14 protein-coding genes are annotated in these 14721 nt (G+C 64.8%); 11 read left to right on the forward strand and 3 right to left on the reverse strand.

What is annotated here, in order from left to right:
• The first annotated feature begins 87 nt into the window (after window positions 1-87).
• The 5 genes from HDG39_RS00280 (at window position 88) to HDG39_RS00300 (ending at window position 4871) form a co-directional block, all read left to right on the forward strand.
• Window positions 88-951 carry a carbon-nitrogen hydrolase family protein gene (locus tag HDG39_RS00280; RefSeq protein ID WP_184002319.1) on the forward strand — a complete coding sequence of 288 codons (864 nt, stop codon included), beginning with the start codon at window positions 88-90 and terminating at the stop codon, window positions 949-951.
• 87 nt (window positions 952-1038) lie between these two features.
• On the forward strand, window positions 1039-2505 hold the full coding sequence (gene tldD / locus HDG39_RS00285) for a metalloprotease TldD (protein WP_184002321.1): 1467 nt from the start codon (window positions 1039-1041) through the stop codon (window positions 2503-2505).
• Between the two features lie 416 nt (window positions 2506-2921).
• Entirely contained in the window at window positions 2922-3995 is a 1074-nt protein-coding gene (gene aroG / locus HDG39_RS00290) for a 3-deoxy-7-phosphoheptulonate synthase AroG (RefSeq protein WP_184002323.1), read from the forward strand.
• 202 nt (window positions 3996-4197) lie between these two features.
• Complete coding sequence (locus tag HDG39_RS00295) at window positions 4198-4542, forward strand: type II toxin-antitoxin system RelE/ParE family toxin (RefSeq protein ID WP_184002325.1); 345 nt, start codon at window positions 4198-4200, stop codon at window positions 4540-4542.
• Window positions 4539-4871 (forward strand): helix-turn-helix domain-containing protein, encoded by a 333-nt coding sequence (locus tag HDG39_RS00300; protein ID WP_018419469.1) that lies wholly within the window; start codon window positions 4539-4541, stop codon window positions 4869-4871. The genes HDG39_RS00295 and HDG39_RS00300 overlap by 4 nt, the downstream gene beginning before the upstream one ends.
• Window positions 4872-4925: 54 nt before the next feature.
• Here HDG39_RS00300 and HDG39_RS00305 read toward each other — a convergent pair whose 3' ends face one another.
• Complete coding sequence (locus HDG39_RS00305; protein WP_184002327.1) at window positions 4926-5480, reverse strand: cob(I)yrinic acid a,c-diamide adenosyltransferase; 555 nt, start codon at window positions 5478-5480, stop codon at window positions 4926-4928.
• A gap of 223 nt (window positions 5481-5703) precedes the next feature.
• Between HDG39_RS00305 and HDG39_RS00310 the strand changes: the two genes are divergently transcribed.
• The 6 genes from HDG39_RS00310 to proC all read left to right on the forward strand — a co-directional run bounded on the left by HDG39_RS00310 (window position 5704) and on the right by proC (window position 12899).
• Window positions 5704-7122 carry an FAD-linked oxidase C-terminal domain-containing protein gene (locus HDG39_RS00310; protein WP_184002329.1) on the forward strand — a complete coding sequence of 473 codons (1419 nt, stop codon included), beginning with the start codon at window positions 5704-5706 and terminating at the stop codon, window positions 7120-7122.
• 153 nt (window positions 7123-7275) lie between these two features.
• Window positions 7276-8769, forward strand: a complete 1494-nt coding sequence (locus HDG39_RS00315; RefSeq protein WP_184002331.1) for an FAD-linked oxidase C-terminal domain-containing protein — start codon at window positions 7276-7278, stop codon at window positions 8767-8769.
• 179 nt (window positions 8770-8948) lie between these two features.
• Window positions 8949-10037, forward strand: a complete 1089-nt coding sequence (glcE, locus tag HDG39_RS00320) for a glycolate oxidase subunit GlcE (RefSeq protein WP_184002334.1) — start codon at window positions 8949-8951, stop codon at window positions 10035-10037.
• Window positions 10038-10045: 8 nt separating this feature from the next.
• Entirely contained in the window at window positions 10046-11272 is a 1227-nt protein-coding gene (glcF, locus tag HDG39_RS00325) for a glycolate oxidase subunit GlcF (protein ID WP_184002336.1), read from the forward strand.
• A gap of 36 nt (window positions 11273-11308) precedes the next feature.
• A complete protein-coding gene (locus HDG39_RS00330; protein WP_184002338.1) occupies window positions 11309-12007 on the forward strand; it encodes a YggS family pyridoxal phosphate-dependent enzyme in 699 nt (232 codons plus the stop codon).
• 76 nt (window positions 12008-12083) lie between these two features.
• Window positions 12084-12899, forward strand: a complete 816-nt coding sequence (gene proC / locus HDG39_RS00335; RefSeq protein ID WP_184002339.1) for a pyrroline-5-carboxylate reductase — start codon at window positions 12084-12086, stop codon at window positions 12897-12899.
• A 131-nt stretch (window positions 12900-13030) separates the two neighbouring features.
• On the opposite strand, the gene ubiA is transcribed toward proC, so the two are convergent.
• Both ubiA and HDG39_RS00345 read right to left on the reverse strand, forming a co-directional pair.
• Window positions 13031-13894, reverse strand: a complete 864-nt coding sequence (ubiA, locus tag HDG39_RS00340; RefSeq protein WP_184002341.1) for a 4-hydroxybenzoate octaprenyltransferase — start codon at window positions 13892-13894, stop codon at window positions 13031-13033.
• A gap of 191 nt (window positions 13895-14085) precedes the next feature.
• Window positions 14086-14583, reverse strand: a complete 498-nt coding sequence (locus tag HDG39_RS00345) for a Dps family protein (RefSeq protein ID WP_018419460.1) — start codon at window positions 14581-14583, stop codon at window positions 14086-14088.
• Window positions 14584-14721: the final 138 nt, after the last annotated feature.

A 14721-nucleotide genomic window follows, 5' to 3' on the forward strand; every position in this document is an offset into this window, starting at 1 on the left:
GCGCCAATGGGGCCGAGCCAGCCCAGAACCATGCATGCGGCGCCCGCGCTTCACACCGCCGCCCGCCGGGAGTCTTTCGACACGCTCATGAGCGAAACACACGTCACTTCATCCGCATCCGACGCAACGTCCAGCGGCCTTGTAGCCAGCCCCTTCCGGGTCGCCGCGCTGCAGATGGTCAGCTCGCCGGATCGCGATCGCAATCTCGCCGACGCAGAGCGCCTGATCACCGAAGCCGCCGCCGACGGCGCGCAACTCGTGCTGCTCCCCGAGTATTTCTGTTTCATGGGCTTCAAGGACACCGACAAGCTCGCCGTGCGCGAGCCGCATCAGGACGGCCCGATCCAACGCTTTCTCGCCGACGCCGCGCGCCGCCACCAGATCTGGGTGATCGGCGGCACCCTGCCGCTGAACGCACCGGAGCCGTCGCGCGTACTGAACACGACGCTGGTGTTCGACCCGAACGGCAACGAGGCCGCGCGCTACGACAAGATCCACCTGTTCAACTTCGCAAAGGGCGAAGAGTCGTTCGACGAAGCGCGCACGATTCGACCCGGCACCTCGGTGCAAAGCTTCGAGGCGCCATTCGGCCGGGTCGGCCTGTCGGTCTGCTACGATCTGCGCTTTCCCGAGCTGTACCGGCGCATGGGCGACTGCGCGCTGATCGTGGTGCCGTCCGCGTTTACCTACACGACCGGCCGCGCGCATTGGGAGCTGCTGCTGCGCACTCGCGCGATCGAAAACCAGTGCTACGTGCTCGCCGCGGCGCAAGGCGGCAAACATGAAAACGGCCGCCGCACCTGGGGACACAGCATGCTGATCGACCCGTGGGGCGAGATCGTCGCGGTGCGCGACGAGGGCGCCGGCGTGGTCGCGGGCAACCTCGAACGCGCGCGCATCGACGAAGTGCGGCAGAGCCTGCCGGCATGGCGTCATCGCGTGCTGACCTGAAACCGACATTGAAACTGCGGCGCCTGCCACGCATATAGCGACGCAGGCGCTCCCCGACCCCTTCGTATCGAGCAGAACATACTTCGCATGAACATCATCGAACCCGGTATCCGTAATCTCGCCGCCGCCAAGGACATCCTCCTCACGCCCTATGGTCTCGACGAATCGCTGCTCACGCGCACGCTCGCCGAAATCTTCACGCACCGCGTCGACTACGCGGACCTGTACTTCCAGACCACCCGCAGCGAAGCGTGGAGTCTCGAGGAAGGCATCGTGAAGTCGGGCAGCTTCAGCATCGATCAGGGCGTCGGCGTGCGCGCCGTGTCGGGCGACCGCACCGCGTTCGCCTACTCGGACGACCTGTCGCCCGAAGCGATCCGACAGGCGGCCATCGCCACACGCGCGATCGCCAAGGCAGGCGGCGGCAAGCAGAAGATCAAGGTGGCGTCGTCGCTGACCGGCATCGCCGGGCGCGATCTGTACCTGCCGTCCGACCCGCTGCATTCGCTCGACGCCACCGCCAAGGTCAAACTGCTCGAGCGCATCGAGCAGATGGCACGCGGCCGCGACCCGCGCATCCAGCAGGTGATGGCGGGCCTCGCCGGCGAATACGACGTGGTGCTGGTCGCGCGCAGCGACGGCGGCTTCGCGGCCGACATCCGGCCGCTCGTGCGTGTCTCGGTGACAGTGATCGCCGAGCAGAACGGCCGCCGCGAAATCGGCAGCGGCGGCGGCGGCGGCCGTTTCGACTACGGCTATTTCACCGATGAAGTGTTGTCGCGCTATGTCGACGATGCGGTGCACGCCGCTCTCGTCAATCTCGACGCGCGTCCGGCGCCGGCCGGCGCGATGACCGTCGTGCTCGGGCCGGGCTGGCCCGGCGTGCTGCTGCACGAGGCGATCGGCCACGGGCTCGAGGGCGACTTCAACCGCAAAGGGTCGTCGGCATTCGCGGGACGCATCGGCGAGCAGGTCGCCGCGAAGGGCGTCACCGTGGTCGACGACGGCACGCTGCCGAATCGTCGCGGCTCGCTCAATATCGACGACGAAGGCAATCCGACCCAGTGCACGACGCTGATCGAGGACGGCATCCTGAAGGGCTACATCCAGGACACGCTGAACGCGCGTCTGATGAAGATGCCGGTCACCGGCAACGCACGGCGCGAATCGTACGCGGCGCTGCCGATGCCGCGCATGACCAACACCTACATGCTGAACGGCGACAAGGACCCGCAAGAAATCCTCGCGTCCGTGAAGAACGGCCTCTATGCGGTGAACTTCGGCGGCGGTCAGGTCGACATCACGAACGGCAAATTCGTGTTCTCGGCCTCCGAGGCGTACATGATCGAGGACGGCAAGATCACGTATCCGGTCAAGGGCGCGACGCTGATCGGCAGCGGACCGGAATCGCTGAAGTACGTCACGATGATCGGCAACGACATGAAGCTCGATTCGGGCGTGGGCGTGTGCGGCAAGGAAGGCCAGAGCGTGCCGGTGGGCGTCGGTCAACCGACGCTGCGCATCGAGCGGATGACCGTCGGCGGCACCGCCTGATTTCGTCGCGGATGCACGCTTCGCGCACGCAAGGCGCGAAGCGTGCGGGTTTTCCGCATTTTTCGACGCCCCAGCTTGTCAGCCGAGCCTGTACCGGGTTATAAAGTCACTCACCCTTTTTGACCAGCGACGCATTCACTTCGCCATGTCCGCCAAATTTTATTTTTACTTTTTTTGGTATCTCAGACCGCTGGCGGATCGAGAGGGGTGTTAGTGCACGCAGGACACCGAGAATTCCCGAAAAACCGCCAGCTAGCCTGGCGGTTTTTTTTCGTCTCACGTTTTTCGATACCTGACTGACATTTTGTCGTTGACCATTTTTTGATCGTCGTCCGCTCTGGCCTCGCTGTTTGATCGCTGACTGATCGCCTCCGTTGCCCGCGCGAACACGCTACGAACCGATTCAGGAGAACAACATGCCCCCGCACAATACCGATGATGTCCGCATCCGCGAATTGAAGGAACTCACGCCGCCCGCTCACCTGATCCGCGAATTTGCCTGCGACGAGAAGGTTTCCAACGTGATCTACGACTCGCGCACCGCGATGCATCGCATTCTGCACGGCATGGACGATCGTCTGATCGTCGTGATCGGCCCGTGCTCGATTCACGATCCGAAGGCCGCGATCGAATACGCGGGGCGTCTGATCGAGCAGCGCAAGCGCTTGGCCGGCGAACTCGAAGTCGTGATGCGCGTGTACTTCGAAAAGCCGCGTACGACGGTGGGCTGGAAGGGTCTCATCAACGACCCGCATATGGACAACAGCTTCAAGATCAACGAAGGGCTGCGCACCGCGCGCGAGCTGCTTCTGCGCATCAACGAACTCGGCCTGCCGGCCGGCACCGAGTACCTCGACATGATCAGCCCGCAGTACATCGCGGATCTGATCTCGTGGGGTGCCATCGGCGCGCGCACGACCGAATCGCAGGTGCACCGCGAGCTGGCTTCGGGACTGTCGTGCCCGGTCGGCTTCAAGAACGGCACGGACGGCAACGTGAAGATCGCCGTCGACGCGATCAAGGCCGCCTCGCAGCCGCACCATTTCCTGTCGGTCACGAAGGGCGGCCACTCGGCGATCGTATCGACCGCGGGCAACGAGGACTGCCACGTGATTCTGCGCGGCGGCAAAACGCCGAACTACGACGCCGACAGCGTCAACGCGGCCTGCGCGGACATCGGTAAGGCGGGCCTCGCCGCGCGTCTGATGATCGATGCGAGCCACGCCAACAGCTCGAAGAAGCACGAGAACCAGATTCCTGTGTGCGCGGACATCGGCCGTCAGATTGCCACGGGTGACGAGCGGATCGTCGGCGTGATGGTGGAGTCGCATCTCGTCGCGGGCCGCCAGGATCTACAAGAAGGCCGCGAGCTCACGTACGGGCAGAGCATTACCGATGCGTGCATCGGCTGGGATGAGAGCGTCGCCGTGCTCGAAGGCCTTGCCGAAGCGGTCAGGCAGCGCCGTGTCGCACGCGGCAGCGGCAACTGAACACCTGCCCCGCGGCCACTGCGGGGGCTTGTCGGCAGTCCGTGGAAGAAATCCGGTTCAATATCGAACCGGGTTTTTTATTGGCCCTTCGGACGAATGGTAGTCAGCCTGCCGCCTCGATATCGTCATAGCTCGTTGCCTGGTCGCTTACACGCTTGACCAGGCTGGAGAGTGCGTATAAGATTTTATACACGAGGTGGCGATGGAGCAGGAAAAAGAAATTCGCTGGTTAGGCTCCAGCTACCGTGATTTGCTCGTTTTTCCCGACGAAGCACGTCGTCTCGCAGGGTTTCAGCTTCACAAGATTCAGTCAGGACTCGACCCTGACGACTGGAAACCGTTCGAGTCTATCGGCGCGGGAACGCGCGAAATTCGCATCAGAGACCAGGACGGCATTTTTCGCGTGATGTACGTGACCAAATACGCCGAAGCGCTGTACGTGCTGCATTGCTTTCAGAAGAAAACGCAGAGGCTCAGACCGCGCGACAGAAAAATTGCCGAAATGCGCTACCGCGCCATCACCCATTACAGGACCACCCAGCCATGACGATCGACACCAACATTCGTCACGTAACGCGAGCCGGCGCGAACGTGTTCCTCGAACTCGGTTTTTCCGCCGAGGAAGCGAAGCGCCTTCACGATGCGTCGCAAAAGCAGATCAACGACACGCGGCTGCTCAAGGAACAGCTGATGACCGAGCTGTCCACGTGGATCGAACAGCATCATCTGAAGCAGGCCGAGGCGGCCGAAATTCTGATGGTGTCGCGCCCGCGCGTGTCCGACGTCGTCAACAAGAAAACCAACAAGTTCACGATCGACACGCTCGTGGAAATGCTGAGCCGCATCGGCAAGCCGGTCACGCTCGCCGTCGGTTGAGCGTCGGCTCGTGCGAAGCACCGTGCGGGTCCATGCGCACATGTGCGTCGCCATTCAAGGCGCGCCGCGATCGTGCTGCCAGAGCACGTCGGTGCCGCCGTCCGCGCGATTGAGCACGCGCGCCAGCACGAACAGCAGATCGGACAGCCGGTTCACGTACTGACGTGGCGCCGCGTTCAGCGCCTCGTGTTCGCCAAGCGCGACGATCGCCCGCTCCGCGCGGCGGCAAACGGTACGGCACACATGCGCGAGCGCGGCCGCGCGCGAACCGCCCGGCAGAATGAATTCCTTCAGCGGCGGCAGCGTGGCGTTGTAGTCGGCGAGCCAACCGTCGAGCTGCGCGAGATGCTGTTCGGTAATCATCGTGTGACCGGGAATGCACAGCTCGCCGCCCAGATCGAACAGGTCGTGCTGGATTGCGACCAGCGCCGCGCGCACGTTCTCGGGCAGCTTCTCGCACAACAGCACGCCGAGATTCGAATTGAGTTCGTCGACGTCGCCAATCGCGGCGATACGCGCGCTGTCCTTGCGCACGCGGCGGCCGTCGCCGAGACCGGTGGTGCCGTCGTCGCCGGTGCGAGTGGTGATCTTGCTGAGGCGATTGCCCATGACGTCTCCCATGCATTAGTGACGATGCTGCCAGCTGGTTTGTCCATATTGCACGCATCGCGAAATCGCCGCCATTATATGAGCGGAAGCCGGCCCAGCGCCGCCTGGTGGGCGAACGGCGTAAAATGAAACAGTTGCTGCAAACAGACCGTTATCTAAAGAAACTTTCATGGGACCGGAGTAAGCGCTGTAGCGCTAACTCCGGTCGACACAGGAGACATGCGTGAACCATCCCGTGCCGCCGGCGCCGCTACGCCGGCCGTTTCCCGCCGCATTGCTGAATCAGCTCAAAGCCGCTTTCGGCGATCGAGTCTCCGTTGCCGAAGCCGTGCGTGCGCACCACGGCCGCGACGAATCACCGTTCGATCCGCAACTGCCTGACGCCGTCGTGTTCGCGCGTACAACCGAAGACGTGCAAACCGCCGTCAAGCTGTGCGGCCAGTACGACGTGCCGATCATTCCGTACGGCAATGGCTCGTCGCTCGAAGGACATCTGCTTGCCGTGCAAGGCGGCGTGTCGATCGATCTGTCGGAAATGAACCGGGTGTTGTCGATCAACGCCGAAGACCTGACCGTCACCGTCGAGCCCGGCATCTCGCGCAAGCAACTGAACGAAGCGCTGCGCGACACCGGCCTGTTCTTCCCGATCGACCCCGGCGCGGACGCGAGCATCGGCGGGATGTCGGCAACCCGCGCGTCGGGTACCAACGCCGTGCGCTACGGCACGATGCGCGAGAACGTGCTCGGCCTGACGGTCGTGCTCGCCGATGGCCGCGTGATCAAGACCGGCTCGCGCGCGCGCAAATCGTCGGCGGGGTACGACCTCACGCGCCTGTTCGTCGGCTCGGAAGGCACACTCGGCGTGATAACGGAAATCACGCTGCGCCTCTATCCGCAGCCGGAGGCGGTGTCGGCCGCGGTGTGCACGTTCCCGTCGATGGGCGATGCGGTGCGCGCGGTCATCGAGACGATCCAGATCGGCGTGCCGATCGCGCGTGTCGAGTTCGTCGATTCGCTTGCGATCCGCTCGATCAATCGCCATTCGAATCTGACACTGCGCGAAGCGCCCACATTGTTCTTCGAATTTCACGGCACCGAGGCCGGCGTCAAGGAACAGGCCGAACTCGTGCAGGAAATCGCCGCACAGAATGCCGGTGAAGGCTTCGAATGGGCGACGCGCCCCGAAGACCGCAGCCGTCTGTGGAACGCGCGTCACAGCGCCTATTTCGCGATGCTGCAACTGAAGCCCGGCTCGCGCGCGGTGACCACCGACGTCTGTGTGCCGATCTCGCGTCTCGCGGAGTGTGTGATCGAAACGGAGCAGGATCTGTTGGCGTCGCCGCTGCCCTGCCCGATCGTCGGCCATGTCGGCGACGGAAACTTTCACGTCGCGATCCTGATCGACCCGGACAAGCCCGAAGAGCTCGAGGAAGCCGAGCGCCTGAACCATCGCATCGTGCAGCGCGCGCTGCGGATGGACGGCACCTGCACCGGCGAGCATGGCATCGGCCTGCACAAGATGGGCTTTCTGCTCGAGGAGCACGGCGCCGTCGCGGTCGACACGATGCGCTCCATCAAGCACGCGCTAGACCCTCGCAATCTGATGAACCCGGGCAAGATTTTCACCTGGGCGGCGGCCTGATCGACACTGCGCATGGCGACCGCGGCAAACCGCTGACACGCCCAGCGGCAACCGCGCCAAGCTGAACACGCAAGTGATGCGAAGCAGGCAGCACGAAACAGCCGGCTCGAACCAGCAAGCCGGACCGGCGCAAGCCACGAGGAGACAACTCACATGAACGCACCCGCTGAACTGTCGGCCGAAGTCCTCGCGCGGCGTCAGCGCGAAGTCGTGCAGGCGCTGATGGCCGTGTTGCCGACCCACTGTCTGCTGTATCGCGAAGAAGACACCGTCGCGTACGAATGCGACGGACTCGCCGCGTACCGGCGTCTGCCGCTCGCGGTCGTGTTGCCGGAAACCGAGTCCCAGGTGCAGCGCATCGTGCAGATCTGCCATCGCCTCGAGGTACCCATCGTGCCGCGCGGCGCGGGCACCGGCCTGTCCGGCGGCGCGATGCCGATTCGGCACGGCGTGGTGGTATCGCTCGCGCGCTTTCGCAAGATCGTCGAAGTCGACTCGTACGCGCGCATCGCGACCGTGCAGCCGGGCGTGCGCAATCTGGCGATCTCCGAAGCCGCGGCGCCGTATGGTCTTTACTATGCGCCGGATCCGTCGTCGCAGATCGCCTGCACGATCGGTGGCAACGTGTCAGAGAATTCGGGCGGCGTGCATTGTCTGAAGTACGGCCTCACCGTGCACAACGTGCTGCGCGTGCGCGCGGTCACGATGGAAGGCGAGATCGTCGAATTCGGCTCGCTCGCGCCTGACGCGCCGGGGCTCGATCTGCTCGCGGTGCTGATCGGCAGCGAGGGCATGTTCGCGATCGTCACCGAGGTCACCGTCAAGCTGATCCCGAAGCCGCAAACGGCGCAGGTCATCATGGCCAGCTTCGACGACGTCGTCAAAGGCGGCGACGCCGTTGCGGGCATCATCGCGGCGGGCATCATTCCGGCCGGCCTCGAGATGATGGACAAGCCCGCCACGCACGCGGTCGAGGAGTTCGTCAACGCGGGCTACGACCTCGACGCGGCGGCGATCCTGCTGTGCGAATCGGACGGCACGCCCGAGGAAGTCGCGGCCGAGATCGTGCGCATGACCGCGGTGCTGCGCGAGCACGGCGCGACCCGTATCCAGATTTCACGCACGGAAGCCGAGCGCCTGCGCTTCTGGTCCGGGCGCAAGAACGCGTTTCCGGCCGCCGGCCGCATTTCGCCGGACTACTACTGCATGGACGGCACCGTGCCGCGCCGCAGTATCGGGCCGCTGCTCGCGCGCATCGAGGAGATGGAGAAGACCTACCAGTTGCGCTGCATCAACGTGTTCCATGCCGGCGACGGCAACATGCACCCGCTGATCCTGTTCAACGGCAACAACCAGGACGAGTGGCATCGCGCCGAGTTGTTCGGTTGCGACATCCTCGAAGCTTGCGTCGAGCTGGGCGGCACGGTGACGGGCGAGCATGGCGTCGGCATCGAGAAGATCAATTCGATGTGCGTGCAGTTCTCGCCCGAAGAGCGCGACACGTTCCACGCGGTCAAGCGGGCATTCGACGCGCCCGGCCTGTTGAACCCCGACAAGGGCATCCCGACGCGGGCGCGCTGTGCCGAATACGGCAAGATGCACGTGCGCGGCGGGCTGCTGCCTCATCCGGAGCTGCCGCGCTTCTAGCGGCTGGCGTTTGCAGCGCGCATCCGCTCGCCGCGCCCGCGCTGATGCTCGCGCGGCCTGCGCGGCGCTTTGCGCCCGCCCCTCCAGACCGACGCTGCGCCCCGTCATGCGGGTGCGCTCCGGCTTGCCAGCGAGCCGCCGCCCGGTACAATCAAACGAAACACGACGAGCAGGACACCATGGAAGAGGACGACATCGTCGCCGTATGGTCCGAACGCGTGCGGTCGGCCAGCGCCGAGGGACGCGCGCTGCGCATCCGCGGCGGCGGCACCAAAGACTGGTATGGCCAGACGCTGGAAGGTGAGATCCTCGACACGCGCGCTTATCGCGGCATCATTGCGTACGATCCGGCCGAGCTCGTGATCACCGCGCGCGCGGGAACACCGCTGCTGGAAATCGAAGCCGCGCTCGCCGAGCACGACCAGATGCTGCCGTTCGAGCCGCCGCACTTCGGGCCGCAGGCCACCTTCGGCGGCTGCATCGCCGCTGGCATTTCGGGGCCGCGCAGGCCGGCCGTCGGCGCCGCGCGCGACTTCGTGCTCGGCGCCGTCGTGATGAACGGCCAGGGGCAGGTGCTGCACTTCGGCGGCCAGGTCGTCAAGAACGTCGCGGGTTACGACGTGTCGCGGCTGCTCGCGGGCTCGCTCGGCACGCTCGGGCTGATCCTCGAGCTGTCGGTCAAAGTGCTGCCGCGGCCGCAAGTCGAAGCCACGCTGAAGTTCGACATGAACGGCACCGACGCGGTACGCAAGCTCAACGAATGGGGCGGCCGGCCGCTGCCGATCACCGCGAGCGCATGGCGCAACGGCACGCTCGCGGTGCGCCTTGGCGGCGCGGAAGCCGCGGTCAAGGCAGCCCGCACCGGGCTCGGCGGCGAAGTCGTCGATGCGGTCGAAGCTGAACGCTTCTGGGCCGGCCTGCGCGAACAGACCGATTCGTTTTTCGCGGGCATTCCGCCGAAGGCCGCGCTGTGGCGTCTCGCGCTACCGTCGATCACCGAGCCGCTGCAGCTGCCCGGCGCGCAACTGATGGAATGGGGCGGCGGCCAGCGCTGGTGGATCACCGACACCGACGCGCAAACCGTGCGCATCAGCGCGAAACAGGCCGGCGGCCACGCGACCATCTTCCGCGGCGGCCACGGCTACGACCGCAGCGCCGGCGTATTCACACCGCTGCCCGCGCCGCTGATGAAAATCCATCGCGGCCTCAAACATGCATTCGACCCGGCCCGCATCTTCAACCGCGGCCGTCTCTACTCCGACTTCTGAGCGACGCGATGCAAACCAACCTCGCGGACTTCATTCGCAATACGCCCGATGGCAACGAAGCGGACGCCATCCTGCACAAATGCGTGCATTGCGGTTTCTGCACGGCCACCTGCCCGACCTACCAACTGCTTGGCGACGAGCTCGACGGCCCGCGCGGGCGCATCTACCTGATCAAGCAGATGGTCGAAGGCGCGCCGGTCACGCGCAGCACGCAGGTTCACCTCGACCGCTGCCTGACCTGCCGCAATTGCGAGTCGACCTGCCCGTCGGGCGTGCAATATGGGCGGCTCGTCGAAATCGGCCGCAAGCTCACTGAAGAGAAAGTCAAGCGTCCGCTCAATCAGCGGCTGATGCGGCGCCTGCTCGCGAGCGTGCTGCCGAACAGCGCGATCTTCACGCCGGCGATGCGTCTGGGTCAGCACGTGCGCGGCCTGCTGCCGAAGAAGCTGCGCGACAAGGTGCCCGCGCGCCAACGCCCGCTCGCATGGCCGAGCGCAAAACACGAACGCAAGGTGCTGATGCTGGCGGGCTGCGTGCAACCGTCGATGATGCCGAACGTCAACATCGCGACCGCGCGCGTGTTCGATGCGCTCGGCATCGAAACGCTGATCGCGCCCGACGCCGGCTGCTGCGGCGCGATCCGCCTGCATCTCGGCTACCACGACGAAGCGCTCGACGACCTGCGCACGAACATCGACGCATGGTGGCCCTACGTCGAACAGGGCATTGAAGCGATCGTGATGAACGCGTCGGGCTGCGGCGCGACGGTCAAGGAATACGCGCACCTGCTGCGCCTCGATCCGAACTATGCCGAGAAGGCGCGCCGCATCGTCGAATTGACGCGCGACGTCTCCGAGATCCTGCCCGAGTTCGAAGAAAAGCTCGTCGCCATCACGCGCCGCCGCTCGGTACACACGGTCGCGTTTCATCCACCCTGCACGCTGCAGCATGGCCAGCAGATCCGCGGCAAGGTCGAGCAACTGCTCAGCGCGCTCGGCGTCGAAGTGCGCCTGCCCGCCGACAGCCATCTGTGCTGCGGCTCGGCCGGCACCTACTCGCTGCTGCAGCCGCGCCTGTCGTACGCGCTGCGCGACCAGAAGCTCGAGCGTTTGCAGGCGCAGGAGCCGCAGGTGATCGTGTCGGCGAACGTCGGTTGCATCGCGCATCTGCAAAGCGGTACGTCGACGCCGGTCGCGCACTGGATCGAATTGGTCGAGCACATGCTGTCCGTATAATCGGGGCATCGTCTTCGCTGAACACCGGTTCGTTCCATGTCCGATCTGCCTCACAATCTCGCCGACGTTCACGAGCGCATCGCCAGGGCCGCGCAAGCGGCCCACCGCGACGCGCAGTCCGTGACGCTGCTCGCGGTCTCCAAGACGTTTCCCGCCGATGCCGTGCGCGCCGCTCATGCGGTCGGTCAGCGCGCATTCGGCGAGAACTACGTGCAGGAAGCGCTCGACAAGATCCAGACACTTGCCGATCTGCGCGCGTCGCTCGAATGGCATTTCATCGGGCCGCTGCAATCGAACAAGACGCGGCCCGTCGCCGAGCATTTCGACTGGGTACATTCGGTCGATCGGCTAAAGATCGCGCAGCGGCTGTCGGAGCAGCGCCCGGACAACCTGCCGCCGCTCAACGTGTGCCTGCAAGTCAACGTGAGCGGTGAAGCGTCGAAGAGTGGCGTCGCCATCGCCGAGGCGGCCGCTATCGCGCAACAGGTCGCCGCGCTGCCGAAGCTGAAGCTGCGCGGCCTGATGTCGATTCCCGAACCTGGCGGCGATCTCGCAGAACAACGCGCGCCGCATCGCCAATTGCGCGAGCTGTTCGAGCGCTTGTGTAGCGAGGGGCTCGCGCTCGATACGCTGTCGATGGGCATGTCGGCCGATCTCGAAGCAGCCGTGCTCGAAGGCGCGACGATCGTGCGCGTCGGCACCGCGATCTTCGGCGCACGCGATTATTCCCGCTGAGCTTTTCCACGGGCCTTGCGCGAACCTGGCTGCGCGAAGCCCTCACCGCATCTCATCTGAACCTATCCGGACCATCATGAAAATTGCGTTTATCGGCGGCGGCAACATGGCCGCCGCGTTGATCGGCGGCCTCATCAAGCGGGGCGTCGCGCCCGCGGACCTGTACGCGATCGATCCGAACGAAGACGCGCGCCAGCGCAACGAGCAGCAATTCGGTATCCGCACCGGCGCGGCCGCCGACGTCACGCTCGCCGACTACGACGCGGTCGTGCTCGCGGTGAAACCGCAGATCCTGAAGAGCGTAGCCGGGACGCTGGCGCCGCATCTGCGCGCGTCGCAACTCGTCGTCAGCATCGTCGCGGGCATTCGCATCGACGACATGTCGCGCTGGCTCGCTGGCCACAACCGCATCGTGCGCGTGATGCCGAATACGCCGGCGCTGATCGGCAGGGGCGTCACGGGTCTCGTCGCCAGCGGCAGCGTCGACGAAGCGGGCCGCGCGCTCGCGTCACAGGTGCTCGGCGCGGTCGGCGAAACCGTCTGGTTCGACGACGAAGCGAAGATCGACGCGGTCACCGCGATCTCGGGCAGCGGGCCGGCCTACGTGTTCTATTTCATCGAAGCGCTGCAGGAAGCCGCGCGCCAGCTCGGTATGGACGAAGCGCAGGGCCGCGCGCTGGCGGTCGCGACCTTCACGGGCGCCGCGCAACTCGCGGCCAATTCCGACGAGCCGCCGAGCGTGCTGCGCGAGCGCGTGACATCCAAAGGCGGCACGACCGCGGCAGCGCTCGCCTCGTTCGAAGCGAGCGGCATCAAGGATGCGATCGTGCGCGGCGCACTGGCCGCGGACGCGCGGGCGCGCGAGATGGGCGACGAATTCGGCAAGCAGTAACGCGAACCGGCGTCGAAAGGAAACAGCGGAAACAGACACGCCGCAGCGCGACTGTCCTTCTTCTAATCAGGGCAGGCGCCTACGGCGTGTAGAAACGCAGCGGTCTGAAGCCAGAAAAGCGCTGACGTGAATTAAAGCGAAGCCACCACGTAATGCGCGGCGATCCCCGCGAACAATGCGCCGCCGAGCCAGTTGTTGTGACGGAACGCGGCAAAGCACGGCATGCGCTCGCGATGGCGGATCAGCGTGTAGTGATAGATCGCGCAACCCACCGCGACTGCCCAGCCGAGCCAGTACAGCGGACCAAACCCGAGCGTCACGCCGATGCCGACGTAAATCCCGAGCGTCACTGCATAGCACAGCATGACCGCGGCCACGTCGAAACGGCCGAACGTCAGCGCCGACGTACGGATGCCGATCTTGATGTCGTCGTCGCGATCGACCATCGCGTATTCGGTGTCGTACGCAACGGCCCAGAAGATATTCGCGACCAGCATCACCCACGCGAGCAGCGGCACGTGATCCTGCACCGCGGCGAACGCCATCGGAATACCGAAGCCGAACGCGATGCCAAGATACGCCTGCGGAATCGCGAAGAAGCGCTTCATGAACGGATACGTGCCGGCGACGAACAGCGCGACCACCGACAACTCCTTGGTCAATGCATTGAGCGGTTGAATCAGCAGAAACGCGATCAGCGACAGCACGGTTGCCAGCACGACCGCTTCCCACGCATTGATCTTGCCGGACGTAATCGGCCGGTTCTCGGTGCGCTTCACGTGACGGTCGAAATCGCGGTCCGCGTAGTCGTTGATCGCGCAGCCGGCCGAGCGCATCAGCACCGTGCCGAGCGTGAAGATCACCAGCAATTGCCACGACGGATGACCGCCGGACGCGATCCACAGTGCGTTGAGCGTCGGCCACAGCAGCAGCAGGCTGCCGATCGGCTTGTCCATGCGCACGAGGCGCAGATACAGGGGAAATCGGGCGAACATGGGACGAATTCGGTGAAGTGCGAACACGGTGCGCCCATTTTACGGGAAGCGCACGGCGGCCCAGGATTCGCACGGCCGCGTATCGAAGTGCCACGCGCTCGCATCAGTGCGTTACGCGGCAGCGGCGCAAAAAACAAAGCCCCCCGTGCAGGGAGGCTTGTGCGTTTTTAGCACGGCTCAACTGCGCCAAATCAGGCGAGCAGCGAGCGCAGCATCCATGCGGTCTTTTCGTGTGTCTGCATGCGTTGCGTGAGCAGGTCGGCGGTCGGCTCGTCGTTGGCGGCTTCCGTCGACGGGAAAATCGCGCGCGCGGTGCGCACCACCGCTTCCTGACCTTCGACCAGCTGACGGATCATGTCTTCCGCGGCCGGCACGCCGTCCGCTTCGGGGATCGACGACAGCTTGGCGAAATCCTTGTAGCTGCCCGGCGCATGCACGCCCAATGCACGGATGCGTTCGGCGATCGAGTCGACCGCGAGCGCGAGTTCGTTGTACTGTGTTTCGAACATCAGGTGCAGCGTATTGAACATCGGACCCGTGACGTTCCAGTGGAAGTTGTGGGTCTTGAGGTACAGCGTGTAGGTGTCGGCGAGCAGACGCGACAGCCCTTCGGCGATCTTCTTGCGATCCTTGTCGCTGATCCCGATGTTGACGTGCTGTACTGCTGTTGCGGCTTCTTTCTTGGCCATGACGACTCCTTTGAAGAGTGATACGAACCGGTCGGCAGATGACGGTCTGCGGAAACACGAATAAAACGTTCGACAGTGTAGCGTGAATGCCGCAAGGATTGCGCAACACGTGCCCGAGAGCCTTGCTGCGCAGCCATT

Source organism: Paraburkholderia lebeckiae (assembly GCF_014201005.1).
Classification (GTDB): domain Bacteria; phylum Pseudomonadota; class Gammaproteobacteria; order Burkholderiales; family Burkholderiaceae; genus Paraburkholderia; species Paraburkholderia tuberum.